The 21776-nt window shown below is 62.4% G+C and carries 15 protein-coding genes, 2 tRNA genes and 1 pseudogene; 14 read left to right on the forward strand and 4 right to left on the reverse strand.

Annotated elements, in window-relative coordinates; genetic code table 11:
- Nucleotides 1-453: 453 nt before the first annotated feature.
- Together ACNFCJ_RS05295 and ACNFCJ_RS05300 are read left to right on the forward strand one after the other, a co-directional pair.
- Nucleotides 454-615: pseudogene (locus ACNFCJ_RS05295) on the forward strand (HAMP domain-containing protein); the annotation flags it as partial.
- Nucleotides 589-1473, forward strand: coding sequence for a methyl-accepting chemotaxis protein (locus ACNFCJ_RS05300; protein ID WP_416770350.1), 885 nt, complete (start codon nucleotides 589-591; stop codon nucleotides 1471-1473). The pseudogene ACNFCJ_RS05295 and the gene ACNFCJ_RS05300, both read left to right, overlap by 27 nt.
- Nucleotides 1474-1712: 239 nt before the next feature.
- Here the strand turns inward: ACNFCJ_RS05300 and ACNFCJ_RS05305 are convergent.
- Both ACNFCJ_RS05305 and ACNFCJ_RS05310 read right to left on the reverse strand, forming a co-directional pair.
- Nucleotides 1713-1799, reverse strand: a tRNA-Leu gene (locus ACNFCJ_RS05305).
- A gap of 82 nt (nucleotides 1800-1881) precedes the next feature.
- Nucleotides 1882-1968: transfer RNA gene (locus ACNFCJ_RS05310), tRNA-Leu, on the reverse strand.
- Nucleotides 1969-2175: 207 nt separating this feature from the next.
- Here ACNFCJ_RS05310 and rnr point away from each other — a divergent pair.
- The 8 genes from rnr (at nucleotide 2176) to alr (ending at nucleotide 10388) form a co-directional block, all read left to right on the forward strand.
- Nucleotides 2176-4683 (forward strand): ribonuclease R, encoded by a 2508-nt coding sequence (gene rnr / locus ACNFCJ_RS05315; RefSeq protein ID WP_416770204.1) that lies wholly within the window; start codon nucleotides 2176-2178, stop codon nucleotides 4681-4683.
- On the forward strand, nucleotides 4680-5432 hold the full coding sequence (gene rlmB / locus ACNFCJ_RS05320) for a 23S rRNA (guanosine(2251)-2'-O)-methyltransferase RlmB (protein ID WP_316913982.1): 753 nt from the start codon (nucleotides 4680-4682) through the stop codon (nucleotides 5430-5432). Before rnr ends, rlmB begins: the two co-directional genes overlap by 4 nt.
- A gap of 174 nt (nucleotides 5433-5606) precedes the next feature.
- Nucleotides 5607-6029, forward strand: coding sequence for a 30S ribosomal protein S6 (rpsF, locus tag ACNFCJ_RS05325; protein WP_003246846.1), 423 nt, complete (start codon nucleotides 5607-5609; stop codon nucleotides 6027-6029).
- A 28-nt stretch (nucleotides 6030-6057) separates the two neighbouring features.
- Nucleotides 6058-6288 (forward strand): 30S ribosomal protein S18, encoded by a 231-nt coding sequence (gene rpsR, locus ACNFCJ_RS05330; RefSeq protein ID WP_003246847.1) that lies wholly within the window; start codon nucleotides 6058-6060, stop codon nucleotides 6286-6288.
- A gap of 36 nt (nucleotides 6289-6324) precedes the next feature.
- Nucleotides 6325-7218, forward strand: a complete 894-nt coding sequence (locus tag ACNFCJ_RS05335; protein ID WP_416770205.1) for a hypothetical protein — start codon at nucleotides 6325-6327, stop codon at nucleotides 7216-7218.
- Nucleotides 7219-7239: 21 nt separating this feature from the next.
- Nucleotides 7240-7686 carry a 50S ribosomal protein L9 gene (rplI, locus tag ACNFCJ_RS05340; protein WP_017678673.1) on the forward strand — a complete coding sequence of 149 codons (447 nt, stop codon included), beginning with the start codon at nucleotides 7240-7242 and terminating at the stop codon, nucleotides 7684-7686.
- Nucleotides 7687-7803: 117 nt separating this feature from the next.
- Nucleotides 7804-9198 carry a replicative DNA helicase gene (dnaB, locus tag ACNFCJ_RS05345; protein ID WP_106732521.1) on the forward strand — a complete coding sequence of 465 codons (1395 nt, stop codon included), beginning with the start codon at nucleotides 7804-7806 and terminating at the stop codon, nucleotides 9196-9198.
- 113 nt (nucleotides 9199-9311) lie between these two features.
- Complete coding sequence (alr, locus tag ACNFCJ_RS05350; RefSeq protein WP_125878967.1) at nucleotides 9312-10388, forward strand: alanine racemase; 1077 nt, start codon at nucleotides 9312-9314, stop codon at nucleotides 10386-10388.
- On the opposite strand, the gene ACNFCJ_RS05355 is transcribed toward alr, so the two are convergent.
- The gene (locus ACNFCJ_RS05355) at nucleotides 10389-12296 is read right to left on the reverse strand and encodes a diguanylate cyclase domain-containing protein (RefSeq protein ID WP_416770207.1); all 1908 of its coding nucleotides are present in this window, start codon (nucleotides 12294-12296) and stop codon (nucleotides 10389-10391) included.
- A 289-nt stretch (nucleotides 12297-12585) separates the two neighbouring features.
- Between ACNFCJ_RS05355 and ACNFCJ_RS05360 the strand changes: the two genes are divergently transcribed.
- Nucleotides 12586-14886 carry a YgiQ family radical SAM protein gene (locus ACNFCJ_RS05360; protein ID WP_256834447.1) on the forward strand — a complete coding sequence of 767 codons (2301 nt, stop codon included), beginning with the start codon at nucleotides 12586-12588 and terminating at the stop codon, nucleotides 14884-14886.
- A gap of 119 nt (nucleotides 14887-15005) precedes the next feature.
- Here the strand turns inward: ACNFCJ_RS05360 and ACNFCJ_RS05365 are convergent, their stop codons facing one another.
- On the reverse strand, nucleotides 15006-15734 hold the full coding sequence (locus ACNFCJ_RS05365; protein ID WP_416770209.1) for a class I SAM-dependent methyltransferase: 729 nt from the start codon (nucleotides 15732-15734) through the stop codon (nucleotides 15006-15008).
- 178 nt (nucleotides 15735-15912) lie between these two features.
- Here ACNFCJ_RS05365 and ACNFCJ_RS05370 point away from each other — a divergent pair, with 178 nt between their 5' ends.
- The 3 genes from ACNFCJ_RS05370 (at nucleotide 15913) to ACNFCJ_RS05380 (ending at nucleotide 21742) form a co-directional block, all read left to right on the forward strand.
- On the forward strand, nucleotides 15913-17154 hold the full coding sequence (locus tag ACNFCJ_RS05370; RefSeq protein ID WP_416770211.1) for a parallel beta-helix domain-containing protein: 1242 nt from the start codon (nucleotides 15913-15915) through the stop codon (nucleotides 17152-17154).
- Between the two features lie 2 nt (nucleotides 17155-17156).
- Nucleotides 17157-18263, forward strand: coding sequence for an SO2930 family diheme c-type cytochrome (locus ACNFCJ_RS05375; protein WP_416770213.1), 1107 nt, complete (start codon nucleotides 17157-17159; stop codon nucleotides 18261-18263).
- Between the two features lie 185 nt (nucleotides 18264-18448).
- Nucleotides 18449-21742 (forward strand): DUF2126 domain-containing protein, encoded by a 3294-nt coding sequence (locus ACNFCJ_RS05380; RefSeq protein ID WP_416770214.1) that lies wholly within the window; start codon nucleotides 18449-18451, stop codon nucleotides 21740-21742.
- The last annotated feature ends 34 nt before the right edge of the window (nucleotides 21743-21776 follow it).

Genomic DNA, 21776 nt, shown 5'->3' on the forward strand with positions numbered 1-21776 from the left:
GAAGGCAAGCGCCTGACGCGCAATTTCAATCGCAGTAATGCACAGGTACGCGAGCTGGTCGCTGCCGGGCAGGGTGACTCTCCGCTGGAGAAGCTGGTCGAAGCTGCGTCGCGTGATCCGCGCGTGTACGTGGTTGAGGCGCAAATCAGCCCGATGGGAGCGTCGATCGGCAAGGTGCAGATGGGCCTGTCGCTGGATCTGGTGGAGAAGGAATTGACCGCGCTGGACGGCCGCTTTGCGGCGTTGGTCAGCGGTGCTGGTGAACTGGTCGATAGCAGTCTGGCTGGCGCTTCCGAAGAAGCGACCGGCGCGCTGCGTGAGCGCCTGCAGTCGGCCGAGCGCTACACCCAGGAAATGGCGCGCAACGGTGGTGAGTCGGTGCGCGTGGCGGCGGATTCGCTGCGTTGGAACATCGCCCTCGGCTTGTTGATCGTGGGGGCGTTGGCAATGGTAATGGTCGCCCTGGTATTGGGCTGGCGAGTGCTGAGTCGCCTGCGTCTGCTCAGTGCGGCGCTCAATGACCTGGCGGCGGGCGAGGGCGATCTGACACGGCGTGTGAGCATCGACAGTCAGGATGAAGTTGGCGAAATGGCCGATGCGGTCAATCGCTTCATCGCCAAACTGCAGCCCATCGTGCGTGAGTCTGGCGAGGTGGCGTTGCGCACTGGCGAGCAGATCCGCAGCCTGACTCAGCGCGGTGTGGCGGCCGAGGCCGCTGCTGGTCGTCAGTGCGATGAGGTGGCGGGCAGCCTGCAGGCGTTGGAGCAAATGGCCGACGAGGCGCAGGCGGAAAGCCAGGCCATGCAGGATGCGCTGCAGCGCGTCGACACCATCCGCCAGGCTGCGCATGAAAATGCGGCTATCGCTCAGCGTCTGTCAGTGCTGATCGAAGGCTTGGTGGCGCGGGTGGCCGATGGCTCGGCAGTGATCGAGCGCCTGGCCAAGCAGAGCGAGCAGATCGAGGTGGTGCTGACGGTGATCCAATCAATTGCCGAGCAGACCAACCTGCTCGCGCTCAACGCGGCCATCGAGGCGGCGCGGGCTGGTGAGAGTGGGCGTGGTTTTGCGGTAGTGGCCGACGAGGTGCGGGCGCTGGCGAGCAAGACTCAGCAGTCCACTGGCGATATCCAGACCCATATCGCTGCGCTACAGCGGGGCGCGCAAGAGGCGGTTGCCGCCATCGCCCAGGCAGGCGCGCAAGGAAGTGAAGGGCTGCAGGTGCTGCGTGACAGTGCGCGCCTGCAGCAGTCGGTGCAGCAGTCGGTAGACGAAGTGCATGGTGCCATCAATGCAGCCACTCAGGCGGCGGCACATCAGGCGGACGGTGCGGGAGCGGTACGCGGGCGTGTCGAGACCATTCATGCCGAAGCGCAGCGTGCGGCCGAGGCGGTGACTGCGATTGCCGGCAATGCGCGCGCGTTGGATGAGTTGGCAGCGCAGCTCAAGGCCAGCCTGGGGCAATTCAAGGTCTGAGGGGCTGTGTAGGAGCGAGCTCTGCTCGCGAAGCTTTTGCAAGAGGGATCGTAGGGCATACTCGCCGAAGGCAGTACGCCGACGCAGAGATTTTAGTTGCCTGGCGGAGCGCTGGCGGACTGTTCGCTGGCGCTCCTTAGTCCGCCCTACGGTCTGGCAAGAGTTCGCGAGCAGAGCTCGCTCCTGCGTTTTTTGTGGGCAATAAAAAACCGAGTCATGCGACTCGGTTTTTTGAATTTTGGTGCCCAGGAGAAGACTCGAACTTCCACGGCCGTTAAGCCACTGATACCTGAAACCAGCGCGTCTACCAATTCCGCCACCTGGGCACTGCAGCAATGTTCGTCGTTACCGACACGGAGCGTTGCATCCGTTATTTGCAAAATGGCTTATCAGACCACTTCACGAATTTGGTGCCCAGGAGAAGACTCGAACTTCCACGACCGTTAAGTCACTGATACCTGAAACCAGCGCGTCTACCAATTCCGCCACCTGGGCACAGAAACCGATGAATAATCATCTGCTTCGTGTTACAACGTCTGCTCGACGCTGTGGGCGCGAACTATACGGGCGGGCATTTACCTTGTAAACCCCTGACCCCAAAAAAATTATTGTCACCGGAAAAGCTGCCCCGGATGCCTTTTTCGCGCTTCAATAGGCATATGGCATACACCTTTATACATAAGCACAGGTAATCCTCCTTACATGGCCGATTGGCAATCCCTCGATCCCGAGGCCGCCCGCGAGGCGGAAAAATACGACAACCCCATCCCCAGCCGTGAGCTGATCCTTTCACACCTGGCCGAGCGCGGCGCGCCTGCCAGTCGTGAACAACTGGTCGAAGAGTTCGGTTTGCATACCGACGATCAGCTCGAAGCGCTGCGCCGCCGTCTGCGCGCCATGGAGCGTGACGGTCAACTCATCTATACCCGCCGCGGCACTTACGCCCCGGTGGACAAGCTCGACCTGATCTGCGGCCGCATCAGTGGCCACCGCGACGGCTTCGGTTTCCTTGTGCCGGATGACGGCAGCGACGACCTGTTCCTCAGCCCGGCGCAGATGCGCCTGGTGTTCGATCGCGATCGCGCGTTGGTGCGGGTCGCGGGTTTCGACCGGCGTGGTCGCCGTGAAGGCGGCATCGTCGAGGTGATCGAACGCGCTCATGAGAGCATCGTCGGCCGTTACTACGAAGAGAACGGCATCGGTTTCGTCGTCGCCGACAATCCCAAGATCCAGCAGGAAGTGCTGGTCACGCCGGGCCGTACTGCCGGTGCGCGCATCGGCCAGTTCGTCGAGATCAAGATTACGCATTGGCCTACCGCGCGCTTCCAGCCGCAGGGCGACATCGTCGAGGTGATCGGCAACTACATGGCGCCGGGCATGGAGATCGACGTCGCGCTGCGCAGCTACGACATCCCGCACGTCTGGCCCGAGGCAGTAGTCAAGGAAGCGCGCAAGCTCAAGCCTGAAGTGGAAGAGAAGGACAAGGAGAAACGCGTCGACCTGCGTCATCTGCCCTTCGTCACCATCGATGGTGAAGACGCGCGTGACTTCGACGACGCCGTATACTGCGAGAAGAACAGCAGCCGCTGGAAGCTGTTCTCCGGTGGCTGGAAGCTCTACGTGGCCATCGCCGACGTGTCGCACTACGTCAAGGTCGGATCGGCGCTGGACGCCGAGGCGGTCGAGCGTGGCAACTCGGTGTACTTCCCTGAGCGCGTCGTGCCGATGCTGCCCGAAGAGCTGTCCAACGGCCTGTGCTCGCTCAATCCGCACGTTGATCGCCTGGCCATGGTTTGCGAAATGACCATGTCCAAAAGTGGTCAGATGGTCGACTACAAGTTCTACGAGGCGGTGATCCACTCCCATGCGCGCCTGACCTACAACAAGGTCAGCCTGATGCTGGAAGACCCCAAGAGCAGCGAGGGCAAGTCCCTGCGCGGCGAGTACAAGGAGGTCCTGCCGCACCTCAACCAGCTCTATGCGCTGTACCAGGTGTTGGTCGCTGCTCGTCACGAGCGCGGCGCCATCGATTTCGAGACGCAGGAGACGCGCATCGTCTTCGGTACCGATCGCAAGATCGACGAAATCCGCCCGACCCAGCGTAACGACGCGCACAAGCTGATCGAAGAGTGCATGTTGGCCGCCAACGTGGCCACTGCGCGCTTCATGCAGGATCACGAGATCCCGTCGCTGTACCGCGTGCATGATGGCCCGCCGCTGGAACGTCTGGAAAAACTCAAGGCCTTCCTCGGCGAACTGGGGCTTTCGCTGCAGCGCGGCAAGTCCAAGGATGGCCCGTCGCCCAAGGACTACCAGCGACTGCTGGAAAGCATTCGCGAGCGCCCGGACTATCACCTGATCCAGACCGTGATGCTGCGTTCGCTGAGCCAGGCGGTATACAGCGCGCAGAACGAAGGGCACTTCGGTCTCAATTACGAGGCTTATACCCACTTCACCTCGCCGATCCGGCGCTATCCCGACCTGCTGGTGCACCGCGCCATTCGCAGCGTGATCCGCTCCAAGCGCGACACCAAGCACGTCGAGCGTGCGGGTGCGGCGATCATGCCCAAGGCACGCATCTATCCGTACGACGAGGCGACCCTGGAGAAACTCGGCGAGCAGTGCTCGATGACCGAGCGCCGTGCCGATGAGGCGACGCGTGACGTGGTCAACTGGCTCAAGTGCGAGTTCATGCAGGATCGCGTCGGTGAGACCTTCGCCGGTGTGATCACTGCCGTGACCGGTTTCGGCATCTTTGTCGAGCTGCGCGACATCTACGTCGAGGGCCTGGTGCACGTGACCGCGTTGCCGGCCGACTACTACCACTTCGATCCGGTTCACCATCGCCTGTCCGGCGAGCGTAGCGGCCGCAGTTTCCGCCTTGGCGACAGTGTCGAGGTCAAGGTAATGCGCGTCGATCTGGACGAGCGCAAGATCGACTTCGAACTGAGTCAGGACAAAGCCGGCAAGGGCGATGATGCGCGTCGCGGTGGTAAGCCGAATGGCATGGGCAATACCGATGTGCAGAAAAGCCGGGACGTGAAGAAAGCGTTGTTGGCTGGCGCCAAGGCTGGCAAGGGTGCGAGTGGCAAAGGTGCTGCCGGCAAGTCGGCGAGCAAGCCGGCCGGTGGTTCGCGCAAAGGCTCCGGACGTGGCGACAGTGCCCCACCGCCTGCCGGTAAGCCGCGCAAGCGTAAGGCCAAGTCATGAGTGATCTGGAAAAGATCTACGGCGTACATGCCGTAGAAGCCTTGTTGCGTCATCACCCCAAGCGGGTGAAGCAGGTCTGGCTGGCCGATGGTCGCAGTGATCCTCGAGTGCAACCCTTGCTGGAGCTGGCTGCGCAGTCTCGCGTAAAAGTCGGGCAGTGCGAGCGCCGTGAGATGGATGCCTGGGTCGAGGGCGTGCATCAGGGTGTGGTTGCCGACGTCAGCCCCAGCCAGGTCTGGGGCGAGGCGATGCTCGAGGAATTGCTCGATCGCTGCGAAGGCCCGCCTTTGCTGTTGGTGCTCGATGGCGTGACCGACCCGCACAATCTGGGGGCTTGCCTGCGCACGGCGGACGCCGCCGGCGCGTTGGCGGTGATCGTGCCCAAGGATAAATCGGCAACCCTCAACGCCACGGTGCGCAAGGTCGCTTGTGGCGCTGCCGAGGTGATTCCGCTGGTGGCGGTGACCAACCTGGCGCGCAGTCTGGAGAAGTTGCAGCAGCGCGGCCTGTGGGTGGTGGGTACGGCTGGCGAGGCCGAGCAGGAGGTCTATGAGCAGGACATGACCGGGCCAACGGTGCTGATCATGGGGGCGGAGGGCAAGGGCATGCGCCGCCTGACCCGCGAGCACTGCGATTATCTGGTCAAGCTACCCATGGCCGGCAGTGTCAGCAGCCTCAACGTCTCGGTTGCCACTGGGGTCTGCCTGTTCGAAGCGGTGCGTCAGCGTCAGGCCAAGCGCAAGGGCTGACTGCTCAAATAATCGCCAATTCGTCTTGCGTGCGGCAGGGGGCTTCTCTAGAATGGCGCCCCTTGCCGTGACGGCAGGCCTTTTCGCGCCTACCGCCCGGCAAGCTCATCACGAGAAAACCCACTCCTTGCCTGACCACCTTAGTTGGCAGGCTACAACCCGTAAGGAGCATTTATGCGTCATTACGAAATCATCTTTCTGGTTCACCCGGACCAGAGCGAGCAAGTCGGCGGCATGGTCGAGCGTTACACCAAGCTGATCGAAGAAGACGGTGGCAAGATTCACCGCCTGGAAGATTGGGGCCGTCGTCAGCTGGCTTACGCCATCAACAACGTCCACAAAGCCCACTACGTGATGCTCAACGTAGAGTGCACCGGCAAGGCCCTGGCCGAGCTGGAAGACAACTTCCGCTACAACGACGCCGTGATCCGTAACCTGGTCATCCGTCGCGACGAGGCCGTCACTGGCCAGTCCGAGATGCTGAAGGCCGAAGAAAACCGCAGTGAGCGCCGCGAGCGTCGTGAACGTCCTGAAAACGCCGAGTCCAACGACGGCGATGACAGCGACAGCAACGACAGCGACAACGCTGACGAGTAATCCACGGATCTATTGAGGAGCCAATCACATGGCACGTTTCTTCCGTCGTCGTAAATTCTGCCGCTTCACCGCTGAAGACGTGAAAGAGATCGATTTCAAAGATCTCAACACCCTGAAAGCCTACATCTCGGAAACCGGCAAAATCGTTCCTAGCCGTATCACCGGTACCAAGGCTCGTTATCAGCGTCAGCTGGCCACCGCTATCAAGCGCGCCCGCTTCCTGGCCCTGCTGCCCTACACCGACAGCCACGGCCGCTGAGACCGGACAGTCGACAAGAGTTAAGGAATAGATCGCATGCGCGCCCTGGCTGAATACATCATGCGCGGCCGTATGCAGGCCACCCTCGTGGTGGTGGGATCGGCAGCGATGCCGCTGTTGTTCTGGTTGAGTGCAGCCGCTGGCAGCCTGGTTCTGCTGCGGCGTGGAGCCAGTGATGCCATCGGCATCCTGGCCTGGGCCCTGCTACCGGCGATTGCCTGGTGGTATTTCGGCGAACCGCGCACCTTGCTGGTGCTGGTCGGTGCGCTGGGGTTGGCGTTGTTGTTGCGCGCCAACTGGACCTGGAACCGCATACTGCTGAGCAGTGTGGCACTGGGCCTGGTGTATGGATTTGTCCTTGGGGCAGTGTTCCGCGAACCCATCGCGGCCATGGCCGGTGAGCTGCAGAAGCTACTGCCGACCATGTTCGATGGGGCTCACCAGCAATTGTCGGTGAGTGAACGCGAGCGTCTCGAGGCTTTGATCGCACCGGTGCTGACCGGATTGCTGGCGGCCTTGCTGCAGATTCTGAGCTTGCTGAGCCTGATCCTTGGGCGTTACTGGCAGGCCGTGTTGTACAACCCTGGCGGTTTTGGTCGCGAGTTCCGCGCCCTGAAACTGCCGCTGCCGCAGGCGCTGTTGCTGCTGGCGGGCATGATCCTAGGTCCCAATCTGGGGCCGCAGTTGGCCATGCTCACGCCGCTTTGCAGTGTGCCGCTGTTGTTCGCCGGGATCGCCCTGGTGCATGGCTTGGTAGAAAAGGGTGGGCTCGCTCGCTTTTGGCTGGTGGGCATGTACATCACGCTCCTGCTGTTCATGCAGCTGATCTATCCGTTACTGGTGGTCTTGGCCATCGTCGACAGTCTGTTTGATTTTCGCGGTCGCCTGGCGCGCAAGAATGGCCCGGGCTCTGCGAACGGTGAAGGTTAAAAGTTAAGAGGTAAGACCCAAATGGAAGTCATCCTGCTGGAAAAAATCGCCAATCTGGGCAACCTGGGCGACAAAGTGAACGTTAAAGCCGGTTACGGCCGTAACTTCCTGCTGCCGCAAGGCAAAGCCACCGCTGCCACCGAAGCCAACGTTGCTGCTTTCGAAGCACGTCGCGCCGAGCTGGAAAAAGCTGCTGCCGAGAAGAAAGCTTCCGCTGAATCTCGCGCTGCTCAGCTGGCAGAGCTGGAAGTCACCATCACCGCCACCGCTGGCGATGAAGGCAAGCTGTTCGGTTCCATCGGCACCCACGACATCGCTGACGCCCTGACCGCCTCCGGCGTGGAAGTAGCCAAAGCTGAAGTTCGTCTGCCGAACGGCACCATTCGCCAGGTTGGCGAATACGACGTAGCTGTGCACCTGCATACCGACGTCGAAGCCACCGTCAAGGTGGTAGTGGTCGCTGCTTAATCAAGTAGCCGCCAAGCGGGCTTGCGCTGTAGCGTAGGTCTGCTGACAATCGGGCACGGTATCGCTCTGCGATCCGTGCCCTTTGTTTTTCTATCGCAGCATTTTCTTCCCGAGCCTATGAACGACATCAGCATTCCCGAGCAATACGACCTGCAGACTGCCGCCCTGAAAGTGCCTCCGCACTCCATTGAGGCGGAACAGTCGGTGCTCGGCGGCCTGATGCTCGACAACAACGCCTGGGAGCGTGTGCTCGATGGTGTGTCGGATGTGGATTTCTATCGCCATGACCACCGGTTGATCTTCCGCGCCATCTTCAAATTGGCCGAGCGTAACGAACCCTTCGACGTGGTGACTCTTTCCGAGCAGTTGGACAAGGAAGGGCAGCTGTCGCAAGTCGGTGGTCTGGCTTATCTCGCCGAACTGGCGAAGAACACGCCGTCGGTGGCCAACATCAAGGCCTATGCGCAGATCATTCGTGAGCGCGCCACGCTGCGCAAACTGATCAGCATCAGCAACGACATCGCCGACAGCGCCTACGCCCCGGAGGGCCGCACGGGCGAGGAGATTCTCGACGAAGCGGAGCGTCTGATCTTCCAGATTGCCGAAGACCGTCCCAAGACCGGCGGCCCGGTGGGGATCAACGACATTCTGGTCAAGGCCATCGACCGTATCGACACGCTGTTCAACAACGGCGATGCGATCACTGGTCTGTCGACCGGTTTCGACGATCTTGACGGCCTCACCAGCGGCCTGCAGCCGGCCGACATGATCATCGTCGCCGGCCGTCCGTCGATGGGTAAGACCACCTTCGCCATGAACCTGGTGGAAAACGCGCTAATGCGCAGCGACAAGGCGATTCTGGTCTACTCGCTGGAGATGCCGTCGGAGTCCATCGTCATTCGTATGCTCGCCTCGTTGGGGCGTATCGACCAGACCAAGGTGCGTGCGGGTCAGCTCGACGATGATGACTGGCCGCGCCTGACCAGTGCGGTCAACCTGCTCAACGACCGCAAGCTGTTCATCGACGATACCGCCGGTATTTCCCCGAGCGAGATGCGCGCACGCACGCGGCGTCTGGCACGCGAGCACGGTGAGATCGGCCTGATCATGGTCGACTACCTGCAGTTGATGCAGATTCCTGGCTCCAGCGGCGATAGTCGGGTCAACGAGATTTCCGAGATCTCTCGCTCGCTCAAGGGTCTGGCCAAGGAATTCAACTGCCCAGTCATTGCCCTGTCGCAGCTCAACCGCGGCCTGGAGCAGCGCCCCAACAAGCGCCCGATCAACTCCGACCTGCGCGAATCCGGTGCGATCGAGCAGGACGCCGACATCATCCTGTTCGTCTACCGCGACGAGGTGTACCACCCGGAGACCGAGTACAAGGGCGTGGCCGAGATCATCATCGGCAAGCAGCGTAACGGCCCACTGGGTACGGCACGCCTGGCCTTCCTCGGCAAATATTCGCGCTTCGAGAACCTGGCGCCGGGTAGCTACCAGTTCGAGGACGAATAGGTCGTTGCCGCGCTCGCTACGGTTTCCAGCGCAACGCGGCAGCGGCACAGATCAATGAAAACGGGCGCCCAGCGGTTAAGATGGGCGCCCGTTTTTCGTTCAGGCCTTCCGTCATGCGTCCGCTTGCCGCCATCGTCGACCTCTCTGCCATCGCTCATAACTACGCCGTGGCCAAGCGCTGCGCACCCGGGCGTCAGGCCTTCGCCGTGGTCAAGGCCAATGCCTATGGGCATGGCGTGCGTGAGGTGGTCACGGCGTTGCACGAGATTGCCGATGGCTTTGCCGTGGCCTGTCTGGAGGAGGCGGCCGAGGTGCGCGCCATGCACGGTGAGGCGCGTATCCTGCTGCTGGAGGGCTGCTTCGAGGCGAGTGAATATGCCATCGCTGCGCAGCTGGGGCTGGATCTGGTGCTACAGAGCGCGGCGCAGGCCGAGGCGCTGATCGCCAGTGATTTGGTGCGTCCTCTCAACGTCTGGCTCAAGCTCGACTCTGGCATGCACCGCCTCGGTTTCGATGCCGCCAGCCTGCGTGAGTGGCATGCGCGGCTCGAAGACGCCGAGCAGGTTGCCGAGCTCAACCTGCTCAGCCATTTCGCCTGTGCCGACGAGCGCGGCCATCCGCTGACCGAGCTGCAGGTCGAGCGTTTTCTCGATCTGCTGGATCTGGATTTCAATCATCGTTCGCTGGCCAACTCGGCGGCCGTGCTGACCATTCCGGCGGCGCATATGGATTGGCTGCGCCCTGGCATCATGCTCTACGGCGCCACGCCATTCGCCGAACTGAGTGCGCGCGAATTGGGGCTGAAACCGGCCATGACCCTGGCTGCGCGGGTGATCGCCGTCCGTGAGGTGGCGGTCGGTGAAAGCGTTGGTTATGGCGCGGCCTGGGTGGCCGAGCGCCCCTCGCGTATTGCCACGGTCAGCTGCGGTTATGCCGATGGTTATCCACGCCATGCGCCCAGCGGTACACCGGTATTGATCGAGGGGCAGCGCGCCAAGCTGGCGGGCAGGGTGTCGATGGACATGCTGGCGGTGGATATCACGGATCTGCCGGAGGCCGATGTCGATTCGCCGGTGGAACTGTGGGGCAGCCAATTGCCGGTGGATGAAGTGGCCACGGCGTGCGGCACTATCGGCTACGAGTTGCTGAGCAAGGTCACTGTGCGGGTGCCACGGCGCTATATCGGCTGATCAGGCCAGCCCGCTGGGGACTTTCAGTACATCCAGCTCCAGGCAGGCCTGTTCGCTGAGCTCGCCATCGTCGCCATGCACGCGCGAACCTGAGCGCCCCAGCTCCTTCACCCGGTAAAGGGCTATGTCAGCCGCCTTGTACAGCCCGGTGAAGTTCTGCGCATGGCGCGGATAGAGCGCTACGCCGATGCTGATGGTTACGCGCAGGCGCTCGGCGCCGTAGTGCACGGGCTCGGATAGCTCGGCCAGCAAGCGCTCAGCGATCTCTCGAGCCTGGCTTTCGGCATCGCTACCGCAGATCAGCGCGGCGAACTCATCGCCGCCCAGGCGCGCAACTGCATCACCGGCGCGAACGTGCTCGCGCAGGCGCTTGGCGATTACCTGCAGCATCAGGTCGCCAGCGGCGTGACCGAAGCGGTCATTGATCGGTTTGAAATGGTCTAGATCGATCAACAGCAATGCCACGCTTTCATTGTGCCGTTCTGCATGAGCCAGGGCCGACTCGCAGCGCTCGACCAGGTAGCGCCGGTTGGGCAGTTCGGTCAGCGAGTCATGGAAGGCGGCGTGCTGCAGTTCACGCTCGCGTTCACGTAGTTGCTCGTTGGTTGCGGCCAGCTCGGCGGTGCGTGCGGTCACTGCTGCTTGCAGTTCATCGGCACTGGCCTGCAGTTGCGCCAAACGTGCGGTTTTCTCGCGATCTGCCTGTTGCAAGGCAACGGCGCGCTCCTGCTTGAGGATCTGGATGCGATAGGCCAGGGCGAAGGAGAACAGGATGGATTCGGCAGCCACTGCCAGGGGGAACACGTAGGCATTCCACTCGGCCGGCTGCAGCACGCCGGTGGTACGCAGCAGCAGAATGGCGACACTGCCCAGGACCAACCCGTAGCCGTACAGATACAGCTGCGCTGGGAAGAAACCCTGGCGCCAGCGGATCACGGCGCTGCCCAGAGCTGCTGGGATGCTGGTCAGCGACAGCAGGGCGATGGCCCAGGCAGCGAGATAGCGCTGATCGAACAGGGTCAGAACGATGGCGATCAGGTAGATCACGCAGGCCATGTTCAGCAGGTGATGCGCCCAGCGCACGTAGATACGCGTCTGCAACAGTGTCTGGGTGAAGCGGCTGGCGAACAGGCCCCATAGCGAGGGTAGGGTGATGCGATCAAGCCACGCCGGCACCGCATGGTTTGGCCACAGGTACTGTGCGCCATGGCCGGTCATGCTCATGATGAACAGCAGGGCGAAGGCAGTGGTCAGCACATACCAGAAATAGGCCTTGTCGCGCAGCGAGATGAGGATGAACAGGTTGTACAACAGCAGCGCGAAAACCACGCCATAGATAGCTCCGAGCGCCAGGTTCTCGCGGGTGGCCAGTTGCGTGAGGTCTTCGAGTTGCCAGACTCGCAGCGGGAAGGAGTTGCCTGCCGGGTCGAAGGCACGCAAGTAGAGGGTCTTTGGCTGCTCACCCAGGGTCGGTAGGTCGAACACCATGCGTCGGTACGGGTGGTCGCGGTTTTCGCTGAAGGGGACTCGCTCGCCTGACTGGCGCAACTGCCAGCCACCCTGGCCATCAGGGAGATAGAGCTGCAGGTCCAGCTGCGTCACTGAGCCCACCTCCAGTACCCAGTAGGCGGGAGCGTGCATTTCGCGTTGCAGGGTGAGTTTGATCCACCAGGGATTGAGGCTCTGGCCGACACTGGCTCGGCCGTTAGCGGGTTGAAAGCGCGACTGCTGCTCAGGGCTGGCAAGGTCGTCGATGGTCAGGGTGCCTTGGGCGTCTTCCAGCAACTCGATATGCGCATTGAGCGGCATGCCGCTGCTGGCGTCGGTGAGTTCCACCGACGCCGCTGCCGGGCCCGTGATCGACAGTCCCAGCAGAAGAGCGAGCAGAAAGGCGAAGCTCTGCGGCATAGATGTCCTGGAGTCGGCTGACCGAGTACTTGAGTATATGCACAGGATTGTTATCGGACGAAAACAAATATGGCGTAAGGCTACTGCAGGAAAATAACTGATTTCTCTATCCTTTCTTTCCTGAGGTCGGTGCTGGGCAAGAGTCAGTAGCCAGGTGAGTGATCGGTGCGCCTGTTTGAGCGTTTGCCGTGGTGCGCGCAGGTGCTATTAAACCCAGCGTATTAGTCTGGTTTGGTCAATTTTTGTGCTATTATCCGCGCCCCTCGTGATAGCCCGCTGATCAAAAAATATGCAAGCCGCCAAGCCGTTGTTCGACTATCCCAAGTATTGGGCCGAGTGTTTCGGGCCTGCACCGTTCCTGCCGATGAGCAGGGAGGAGATGGATCAGCTCGGCTGGGATTCGTGCGACATCATCATCGTCACCGGTGATGCCTACGTCGACCATCCTTCGTTCGGCATGGCGATCATCGGCCGTCTGCTGGAAGCCCAGGGCTTTCGCGTGGGCATCATCGCCCAGCCGAACTGGCAGTCCAAAGACGACTTCATGAAGCTCGGCGAGCCGAACCTGTTCTTCGGTGTCGCAGCCGGCAACATGGACTCGATGATCAATCGCTACACCGCCGACAAGAAGATTCGCTCCGACGACGCCTATACGCCCGGCGGCCTGGCCGGCAAGCGCCCGGATCGCGCCAGCCTGGTCTATAGCCAGCGCTGCAAGGAGGCCTACAGCCACGTGCCGGTGGTGCTGGGCGGCATCGAGGCATCCTTGCGCCGTATCGCCCATTACGACTACTGGCAGGACAAGGTCCGCCGTTCGATCCTGATGGATGCTACCGCCGATATCCTGCTCTACGGCAATGCCGAGCGCGCGGTGGTGGAGATCGCTCAGCGTCTGTCGCGTGGCGAGCAGGTCGAAACCATCAGCGATGTACGCGGTACGGCTTTCATTCGGCGTGACACGCCCGAAGGTTGGTATGAGGTCGATTCCACCCGTATCGACCGCCCGGGCCGCGTCGACAAGATCATCAATCCCTACGTCAATACGCAGGACACCGAGGCCTGCGCCATCGAGCAGGCAAAAGGCGAGGTCGAAGACCCCAACGAAGCCAAGGTGGTGCAGATTCTCGACAGCCCGCGCATGACCCGCGACAAGACGGTAATCCGTCTGCCGTCGTTCGAGAAGGTGCGCAACGACCCCGTGCTCTATGCCCACGCCAACCGCGTGCTGCACCTGGAAACCAACCCGGGCAACGCCCGCGCGCTGGTGCAGAAGCATGGCGAGGTGGACGTGTGGTTCAACCCGCCACCCATCCCCATGACCACCGAGGAAATGGACTACGTGTTCGGCATGCCCTATGCGCGCGTGCCGCATCCGGCGTATGGCAAGGAGAAGATCCCAGCCTACGACATGATCCGTTTCTCGGTGAACATCATGCGTGGCTGCTTCGGCGGCTGCACCTTCTGCTCGATCACCGAGCACGAAGGCCGCATCATCCAGAACCGCTCCCACGAGTCGATCATTCGCGAGATCGAGGAGATGCGTGACAAGGTGCCGGGCTTCACCGGCGTGGTCTCCGACCTCGGCGGGCCGACCGCCAACATGTACCGCATCGCCTGCAAGGACCCGGAGATCGAGAAGCACTGCCGCAAACCGTCGTGCGTGTTCCCCGGCATCTGCGAGAACCTCAACACCGACCACTCGTCCCTGATCGAGCTGTACCGCAAGGCGCGTGCACTGCCGGGCGTGAAAAAGATCCTGATCGCCTCGGGCCTGCGTTACGACCTGGCCGTGGAGTCGCCGGAGTATGTCAAGGAACTGGTCACCCACCATGTTGGCGGTTATCTCAAGATCGCGCCGGAGCACACCGAGCGTGGCCCGCTGGACAAGATGATGAAGCCGGGGATCGGCAGCTACGACCGCTTCAAGCAGATGTTCGAGAAGTACTCGAAAGAGGCGGGCAAGGAGCAGTACCTGATCCCGTACTTCATCGCTGCGCACCCGGGCACCACCGACGAGGACATGATGAACCTCGCTCTGTGGCTAAAGCGCAACGGTTTCCGCGCCGACCAGGTGCAGGCCTTCTACCCGTCGCCGATGGCCACGGCGACCGCCATGTATCACTCGGGCAAGAACCCGCTGCGCAAGGTCACCTACAAGAGCGATGGCGTCGAGATCGTCAAGAGCGAACAACAGCGTCGTCTGCACAAGGCGTTCCTGCGCTATCACGATCCGAAAGGGTGGCCGCTGCTGCGTGAGGCGCTGACGCGCATGGGCCGCAGTGATCTGATCGGCCCGGCCAAGCATCAACTGATTCCGGCTCACCAGCCGGCTGCTGATGATGGCTACCAGAGTGCGCGGCGCAAGAACTCCACGCCGGTCGGCAGCAAGAAAGTGGGCAACGCAGGCAAGATACTCACTCAGCATACGGGGCTGCCGCCGCGTGGCAGTGATGGCAGCAAGCCCTGGGACAAGCGTGAGCAGGCCAAAGCGGCGGCTGAGGCGCGTAACCAGCAAGCCGCGCGTGAACGTGCTGGCGCTGGCAAAGGCAAGGGCAAGAAGCCTGGGAAGAAGCCCGCAGTACCGCGCTGAGTCATCAGCGGCACTCACGAAAACGCCAGCACTGTGCTGGCGTTTTCGTTTTAGAGGCTCCGGTCGGCATCCGGTAGTTGGGCTTCAGCCCACCACTGTCATCGTGAGGAGCGACAGGTTCAATCAGTGCTGAAACGGCAGGTCAGGTAACGGTTGCTCGGGCCGTAGCGCAGGATCGACCACAAGCGCCTGAACAGATAAAACGGGTGGCTGCGGTAATACGCCAGCACGGCATTGCCGACACCTTCCGAGCGGTGCTGGCGGGCCTCTTTTTTCTCCGACTTCTTGAACAGTCCGGAAAATTCCCAGTGCTGGATCTGCTCGAAGCGCTCATGCGGGCGCAAACCATAGCGGCGGAACAGGCGGGCGAAGCTGGCTGGGCTGAAGTCATGCAGGTGATGCGGGTTGCCGTCGAGCGTTGGCGTGGTCGGCACCGAGGCAATGATGCGACCACCTTGGGCCAGCAGTCGTGAGAGGTTTTCCACCAGACGCACCGGGTCTGGCAGGTGCTCGATGGTCTCCAGGCTGACAATGCTGTCGAAGCCTGCGCTGTCGGCGAAGGTTTCGGCATTCGCGCACAGGTAGCGCAGGTTCGGCCGTCGGTAATGCGCCTGGGCGTAGGCAATGGCTTCGGGATCGATGTCGATACCGGTGATCTGCTTGTCCGGATGCCGTTCAGCCAGCAATGCACTGCCGTAACCACAGCCACACGCCATGTCGAGCACGCGCGAGCCTGCCAGCGAGTCGCTGGCGAATTCATAACGCTGCATGTGCAGGTCGAGAGTGGCCTGGTCGGCGGCCAGGCGCTCATCCATCTTCAACGGATAGATGCGTTCGAGGGTGTGCATGGCGGCCTGTCCTTGGGCTGTGGGGGTAGAGATGGCCGACGTAGTCTGTTGTTTCCGGGTAATGGCTGCAAGCGTCTCGCCTGGTTTCGTGGCTCGGCTTGTGATGCACGGCGGGCTTGGTTTGTTTTTATATTGGCACTATAGTTCCATAATATAAAAACAACATCGGAGTCCTACCATGCGCCTTGCTGCTCCCTCTGTTATCGCTCTGTCCCTGTTGTTGGCAGCATGTGGGGAGAGCGAAGCGCCGCCCGCGGCCAGTCTCGACTTTCAGAAGCAACTGCAGACGCAGCTGATCAAGGCCAAGCCGGGTGAGGTGATCGAGATCCCCGCGGGCACCTGGCAGCTCGACCGTAGCCTGAGCCTCAAGGTCAGTGGGGTGACGTTGCGCGGCGCCGGCATGGATCAGACCATCCTCAATTTCAAAGGGCAGAAGTCGGGTGCCGAAGGGCTGCTGGTGAACGCTTCCGACTTCACCATCGAGGATCTGGCGCTGGAGGACACCAAGGGTGATGCGCTCAAGGTTGTGGGCGGTCAGAACATCATCATCCGCCGCGTACGCACCGAATGGACGAATGGCCCGGCCACCGAGAATGGTGCCTATGGCATCTACCCGGTGCAGACCGAGAACGTGCTGATCGACGGCGTAGTGGCCATCGGTGCTTCGGACGCCGGCATCTATGTTGGCCAGTCGCGCAACGTGGTGGTGCGCAACAGCCGTGCCGAGCGCAACGTCGCGGGTATCGAAATCGAGAACACCATCGGTGCCGATGTTTACGACAACGTCGCCACCGGCAACACCGGCGGTATCCTGGTGTTCAACATGCCCAATCTGCCACAGCCAGGACACACCACGCGGGTCTACCGCAACAAGGTCGAGGGCAACAACCACAAGAACTTCGGCCACAAGGGTACGCCGGTCGCCAGTGTGCCAGCGGGCTCTGGCGTGCTGATCAACTCCAACGACAGGGTGGAAATCTTCGACAACGATATTGGCGACCACCGCACTGCCAACGTCATCGTCAGCAGTTACTTCAGCACCGGTTATACCGATCTATCCACGACCGATGATTTCGACCCCTACCCGGAAGCCATTCATATCCACGGCAATCGTTTCGGCCCGGGCGGTGACAGCCCTGACAACCTCGAACTCAAGGCCCTGAGGCTGGCCAAGTTCGGGCTCAATGGGCGCTTGCCGGACATCCTCTGGGATGGCTACGTGAACCCTGAGAAACTGGTCGACGGCAAACTGCCGGTGGATCTGGCCATCTGCATCGACAATGGCGAGGCGGGTATCGTCAATGTCGATGGGCCAGGCGGCTACAAGAACATCAGCACCGACATCGAGCCGCATCGTTGCGAGTTGCCTCGTCTTCCTGCCGTCGAGCTGCGTGCAGCCCTGGCCGAGGCAGGTGAGTGAGCATGAAGCACGCCTGGCTGTTGATTGCCGCTGTACTGCTCGCGGCATGCGAGCAGGCACGCACGCCTCTGTATCTGCCCAGCAGCGAGGACTATCCGCAGAAGCTCAGCGCATGGGGTGTGCTGCAGCAGCGTGACGGCCAGCTGCAGCCGGTCGAAGGCGTGCAGCCCTACGATCTGAACACGCCACTGTTCACCGATTACGCGCACAAGCTGCGTACTGTCTGGATGCCCCAGGGTAGCCACGCTCGCTATGCCGAAACACGTTTCGATTACCCCGCTGGCAGCGTGCTGAGCAAAACCTTCTACTACCCGGTCGATGCCCAGGGTCGGCTGCTGCGCAGTGAGCAGCACGGCGCCGAGGCGGTGGTGCTGAAACGGGTGCGGCTGATCGAGACGCGCATTCTGCTGCGCCAGGAGCAGGGCTGGGTCGCGTTGCCCTATGTCTGGGACGAGGCGCAGCGCGAGGCCACTTTGGACTGGGCAGGCGCCAGCTTCGATCTGCAGCTGCATGATGAAGCGGGCGAGGTGCTGGCGGTCGACTATCAGGTGCCCGATGCCAACCAGTGCGCGGGTTGTCATGAGGAGCAGGCGGGCAAGGGGGTGCAGCCGTTGGGGCCGAAGGCGCGCCATCTGAACAAGGATTTCGCCTACGCCGGTGGTGCGGCCAACCAGTTGCAGCACTGGCAGAACATCGGTTTCCTGCAAGGTGTGCCGGCTGACATGGCAAGCGTGCCACGCAATGCCCTGTGGAGCGCGCCGCGCGAAGGCGAGAGCCTGGAACAACAGGCACGCAGTTATCTGGATGCCAACTGCTCGCACTGCCATAACCCTGAAGGGCCGGGGCGTACCTCGGGTTTGTATCTCGATCCGGCTACGCCGCTGAGCATCGCCTATGGGCTATGTAAACAGCCAGTGGCTGCGGGCAAGGGCTCCGGCGACCGATTGGTGGACATCCACCCCGGTGCGCCGGAGAAATCGGTGCTGAGCTTCCGCCTGCACAGCACCGATCCCAGCATCATGATGCCCGAGCTGGGCCGTTCCACCTCCCACCGCGAAGGGCTGGAGGTGATCGACCGCTGGATCGCCAGTCTCGATGGCGAGTGCTGACTCCCCGCGTAATTGTCATCATTACGGCTGGCGCCTGCTCTATAGTTGTGCGTCCATCTGACCTTGGTGCGGGCGATGCCCCGATAAGGGGCTTGCGGGGCGCAGTACGCTGGGAAATCAGCGGGTTGCCCCTGGCATAAGTCTTGCGCTGCACTGAGTATCGTCCAGGCTAGCAGGAGGCCGCCGTGTCGATTCATGTCGCGCTGCATCATGTCACCCACTACCGCTACGACCGCGCGGTCAATCTCGGGCCGCAGGTCGTGCGCCTGCGCCCGGCACCGCACAGCCGCACGCGCATTCTCTCCTACGCATTGAAAGTCGAGCCGGCCGAATACTTCATCAACTGGCAGCAAGACCCGCAGGGTAATTACCTGGCGCGTCTGGTGTTCCCGGAGAAGACTCGCGAGTTCAAGGTCGAGGTGGACCTGGTCGCCGAGATGGCGGTGTTCAACCCGTTCGACTTCTTCCTTGAGCCCTACGCTGAGCGCATTCCTTTCGCCTACACCGAGGGCGAGCAGCGCGAGCTGGCGCCTTATCTGGTCAAGCTGCCGGCCACGCCGCTGTTCGCCAAGTACCTGGCCGGTATTTCTCGCAAGCCGCGTCCCAGCATCGATTTTCTGGTCGAGCTGAACCAACGTCTGTCGGCCGACATTCGCTACCTGATTCGCATGGAGCCGGGCGTGCAGACGCCGGAGCAGTCGCTCGAGCTGGCTGCCGGTTCGTGCCGTGATTCGGCCTGGCTGCTGGTGCAACTGCTGCGTCATCTGGGGCTGGCGGCGCGCTTTGTTTCCGGCTACTTGATCCAGCTCACGGCCGACGTCAAAGCCCTCGACGGGCCCTCCGGTACCGACAAGGACTTCACCGACCTGCACGCATGGTGCGAAGTGTATTTGCCCGGCGCCGGCTGGATCGGTCTCGATCCCACTTCAGGCCTGTTCGCCGGCGAAGGCCACATCCCGCTGGCCTGCAGCCCGGAGCCATCCTCGGCGGCGCCGATCACCGGTGGTCTGGACGAGTGCGAGGTGGAATTCGAGCATCTGATGAGCGTCGAGCGTGTGTGGGAAGCACCACGCGTCACCAAGCCCTACAGCGAGGCGCAATGGCAGGCGATCCAGGCGCTGGGCCAGCAGATCGACGATGACCTGCACAAGCACGACGTGCGCCTGACCATGGGCGGCGAGCCGACCTTCGTCGCTCTCGATTATCCCGATGACGACGAGTGGAACACCGCCGCGCTCGGGCCGAACAAGCGCCGCCTGGCGGCCGACCTGTTCTATCGCCTGCGCAACCATTACGCGCCCAAGGCGCTGGTGCATTTCGGTCAGGGCAAGTGGTACCCCGGCGAGCAGTTGCCGCGTTGGTCGCTGAACTGCTTCTGGCGCCGCGATGGTGAACCGCTGTGGCACGACCCCAAGCTGCTGGCTGACGAGAAGCGTGGCTATGGCGCGACGGCAGAAACCGCCGAGCGTTTCCTGGGGGCGCTGGCCGCGCATCTGGGGGTGGATGCCGGCAATGTTTTTCCGGCCTATGAGGATTGGTTCTATTACCTGTGGCGCGAGCGCAAGCTGCCGGACAACGTCACCCCGGATGACCCGCGCTTGAGTGATCCGCTGGAGCGCGAGCGCCTGCGCAAGGTGTTCGATCAAGGGCTCGACTCGGTGGTTGGCCACGTGTTGCCGTTGGCGCGTCAGGTGGTCGGCGAGGGCTGGCAGAGTGGGCGCTGGTTCCTGCGTGACGAGCATTGCCGTCTGTTGCCGGGCGACTCGGCGCTGGGCTATCGCCTGCCGCTGGATTCCATGCCCTGGGTCAGCCAGGCCGACTACCCTTACGTCAATCCGGTCGACCCTAGCCAGGCGTTGCCGCCGTTGCCCAGCCCGGCGCAGATCCAGCGTCAGCTGCGCGGTGTCTGGCGCGGCGCCAGTGCCGGCCCGCAGAGCGCGCGCCCGGCCAATGGGCAATCGGCTGCCGGCATCGTCCGTACCGCGCTGTGCGCCGAGCCCCGCGATGGCCGCCTGTATCTGTTCATGCCGCCGCTGAGCCACCTCGAAGACTATTTGGAGCTGGTCGCGGCCATCGAGGCCGTGGCTGCCGAGCTCAAATGCCCGGTGCTGCTGGAGGGCTACGAGCCGCCGTTGGACCCGCGCCTGCAGTATTTCCGCGTCACCCCCGACCCGGGCGTGATCGAGGTCAACATCCACCCGGCCGCCAGTTGGGATGAGCTGGTCGAGCGCTGCGAATTTCTCTACGAGGCGGCGCGGCAGTCGCGTCTGTCCAGCGAGAAATTCATGATCGACGGACGCCACACCGGCACCGGCGGCGGCAACCACTTCGTCCTCGGCGGGGCGACGCCGGGGGATTCGCCCTTCCTGCGCCGTCCTGATCTGCTGCGTAGCCTGATCAGCTATTGGCACAACCACCCGTCGCTGTCCTATCTGTTCAGCGGGTTGTTCATCGGCCCGACGTCACAGGCGCCACGTGTCGATGAGGCGCGCAACGATGCGCTGTACGAGCTGGAGATTGCCTTCGCGCAGATGCCCGAACCGGGGCGCGACTGCCCGCCGTGGCTGGTCGATCGGCTGTTGCGCAACCTGCTGGTGGACGTCACCGGCAACACTCACCGCGCCGAGTTCTGCATCGACAAGTTGTACTCGCCGGACTCGGCCACTGGTCGTCTGGGCCTGCTTGAGCTGCGCGCCTTCGAGATGCCGCCGCATGCGCAGATGAGTCTGGCTCAGCAACTGCTGCTGCGTGCGCTGATCGCGCGTTTCTGGCAGGAGCCCTATCGCCCGGCGAAACTGGTGCGTTGGGGCACCGAGTTGCACGACCGCTACCTGCTACCGCATTTCATCGAGCAGGACTTCGCCGATGTGCTGCAGGAACTGGGTGCCTTTGGCTATCGCCTGCGCAGCGAATGGTTCGCCCCGCATTTGGAGTTCCGCTTTCCCAAGGCCGGCGACTTCATGGTCAAGGGTATCGACCTGGAAGTGCGCCAGGCGCTGGAGCCCTGGCACGTGTTGGGTGAGGAGGGTGCGGTTGGTGGCACCGTACGCTACGTCGACTCGTCCCTGGAGCGGCTGCAGGTGAAGGTGAACGGCATGGCCCCGGATCGCTATGTGTTGACCTGCAACGGCGTGCCGGTGCCGCTGCGGCCGACCGGCAAGGTTGGCGAGTTCGTCGGCGGTGTGCGTTTCCGTGCCTGGCAGCCGGCCAGTTGTCTGCAACCGACCATCGGTGTGCACGCGCCGCTGGTGTTCGACCTGATCGACACCTGGATGCAGCGTTCGCTGGGTGGTTGCCAGTACCATGTCGCGCATCCGGGCGGTCGTAACTACGACAGCCTGCCGGTCAACGCTTACGAGGCCGAGAGCCGGCGCCTGGCGCGTTTCTTCCGCCTGGGCCACAGCCCGGGCAAGCGCCCGGCCCTGCAGCCGATAGACAATAATGAACTGCCGATGACCCTGGATCTGCGTCGCGTTTGACGTCGACTCCGTCTGTGGGAGGGGCTTTAGCCGC

The sequence above is a fragment of the Pseudomonas sp. NY15364 genome (assembly GCF_048068235.1).
Taxonomy (GTDB): Bacteria; Pseudomonadota; Gammaproteobacteria; order Pseudomonadales; family Pseudomonadaceae; genus Aquipseudomonas; species Aquipseudomonas mendocina_D.

Coding starts and splice junctions, on each gene's coding strand:
- rpsF (WP_003246846.1), top strand. CDS start 5,607: ATGCGTCATTACGAAATCATCTTTCTGGTTCACCCGGACCAGAGCGAG.
- ACNFCJ_RS05300 (WP_416770350.1), top strand. CDS start 589: ATGGCCGATGCGGTCAATCGCTTCATCGCCAAACTGCAGCCCATCGTG.
- rplI (WP_017678673.1), top strand. CDS start 7,240: ATGGAAGTCATCCTGCTGGAAAAAATCGCCAATCTGGGCAACCTGGGC.
- ACNFCJ_RS05365 (WP_416770209.1), bottom strand. CDS start 15,734: ATGCACACCCTCGAACGCATCTATCCGTTGAAGATGGATGAGCGCCTG.
- ACNFCJ_RS05355 (WP_416770207.1), bottom strand. CDS start 12,296: ATGCCGCAGAGCTTCGCCTTTCTGCTCGCTCTTCTGCTGGGACTGTCG.
- dnaB (WP_106732521.1), top strand. CDS start 7,804: ATGAACGACATCAGCATTCCCGAGCAATACGACCTGCAGACTGCCGCC.
- rnr (WP_416770204.1), top strand. CDS start 2,176: ATGGCCGATTGGCAATCCCTCGATCCCGAGGCCGCCCGCGAGGCGGAA.
- ACNFCJ_RS05335 (WP_416770205.1), top strand. CDS start 6,325: ATGCGCGCCCTGGCTGAATACATCATGCGCGGCCGTATGCAGGCCACC.
- ACNFCJ_RS05370 (WP_416770211.1), top strand. CDS start 15,913: ATGCGCCTTGCTGCTCCCTCTGTTATCGCTCTGTCCCTGTTGTTGGCA.
- rpsR (WP_003246847.1), top strand. CDS start 6,058: ATGGCACGTTTCTTCCGTCGTCGTAAATTCTGCCGCTTCACCGCTGAA.
- ACNFCJ_RS05360 (WP_256834447.1), top strand. CDS start 12,586: ATGCAAGCCGCCAAGCCGTTGTTCGACTATCCCAAGTATTGGGCCGAG.
- alr (WP_125878967.1), top strand. CDS start 9,312: ATGCGTCCGCTTGCCGCCATCGTCGACCTCTCTGCCATCGCTCATAAC.
- ACNFCJ_RS05375 (WP_416770213.1), top strand. CDS start 17,157: ATGAAGCACGCCTGGCTGTTGATTGCCGCTGTACTGCTCGCGGCATGC.
- rlmB (WP_316913982.1), top strand. CDS start 4,680: ATGAGTGATCTGGAAAAGATCTACGGCGTACATGCCGTAGAAGCCTTG.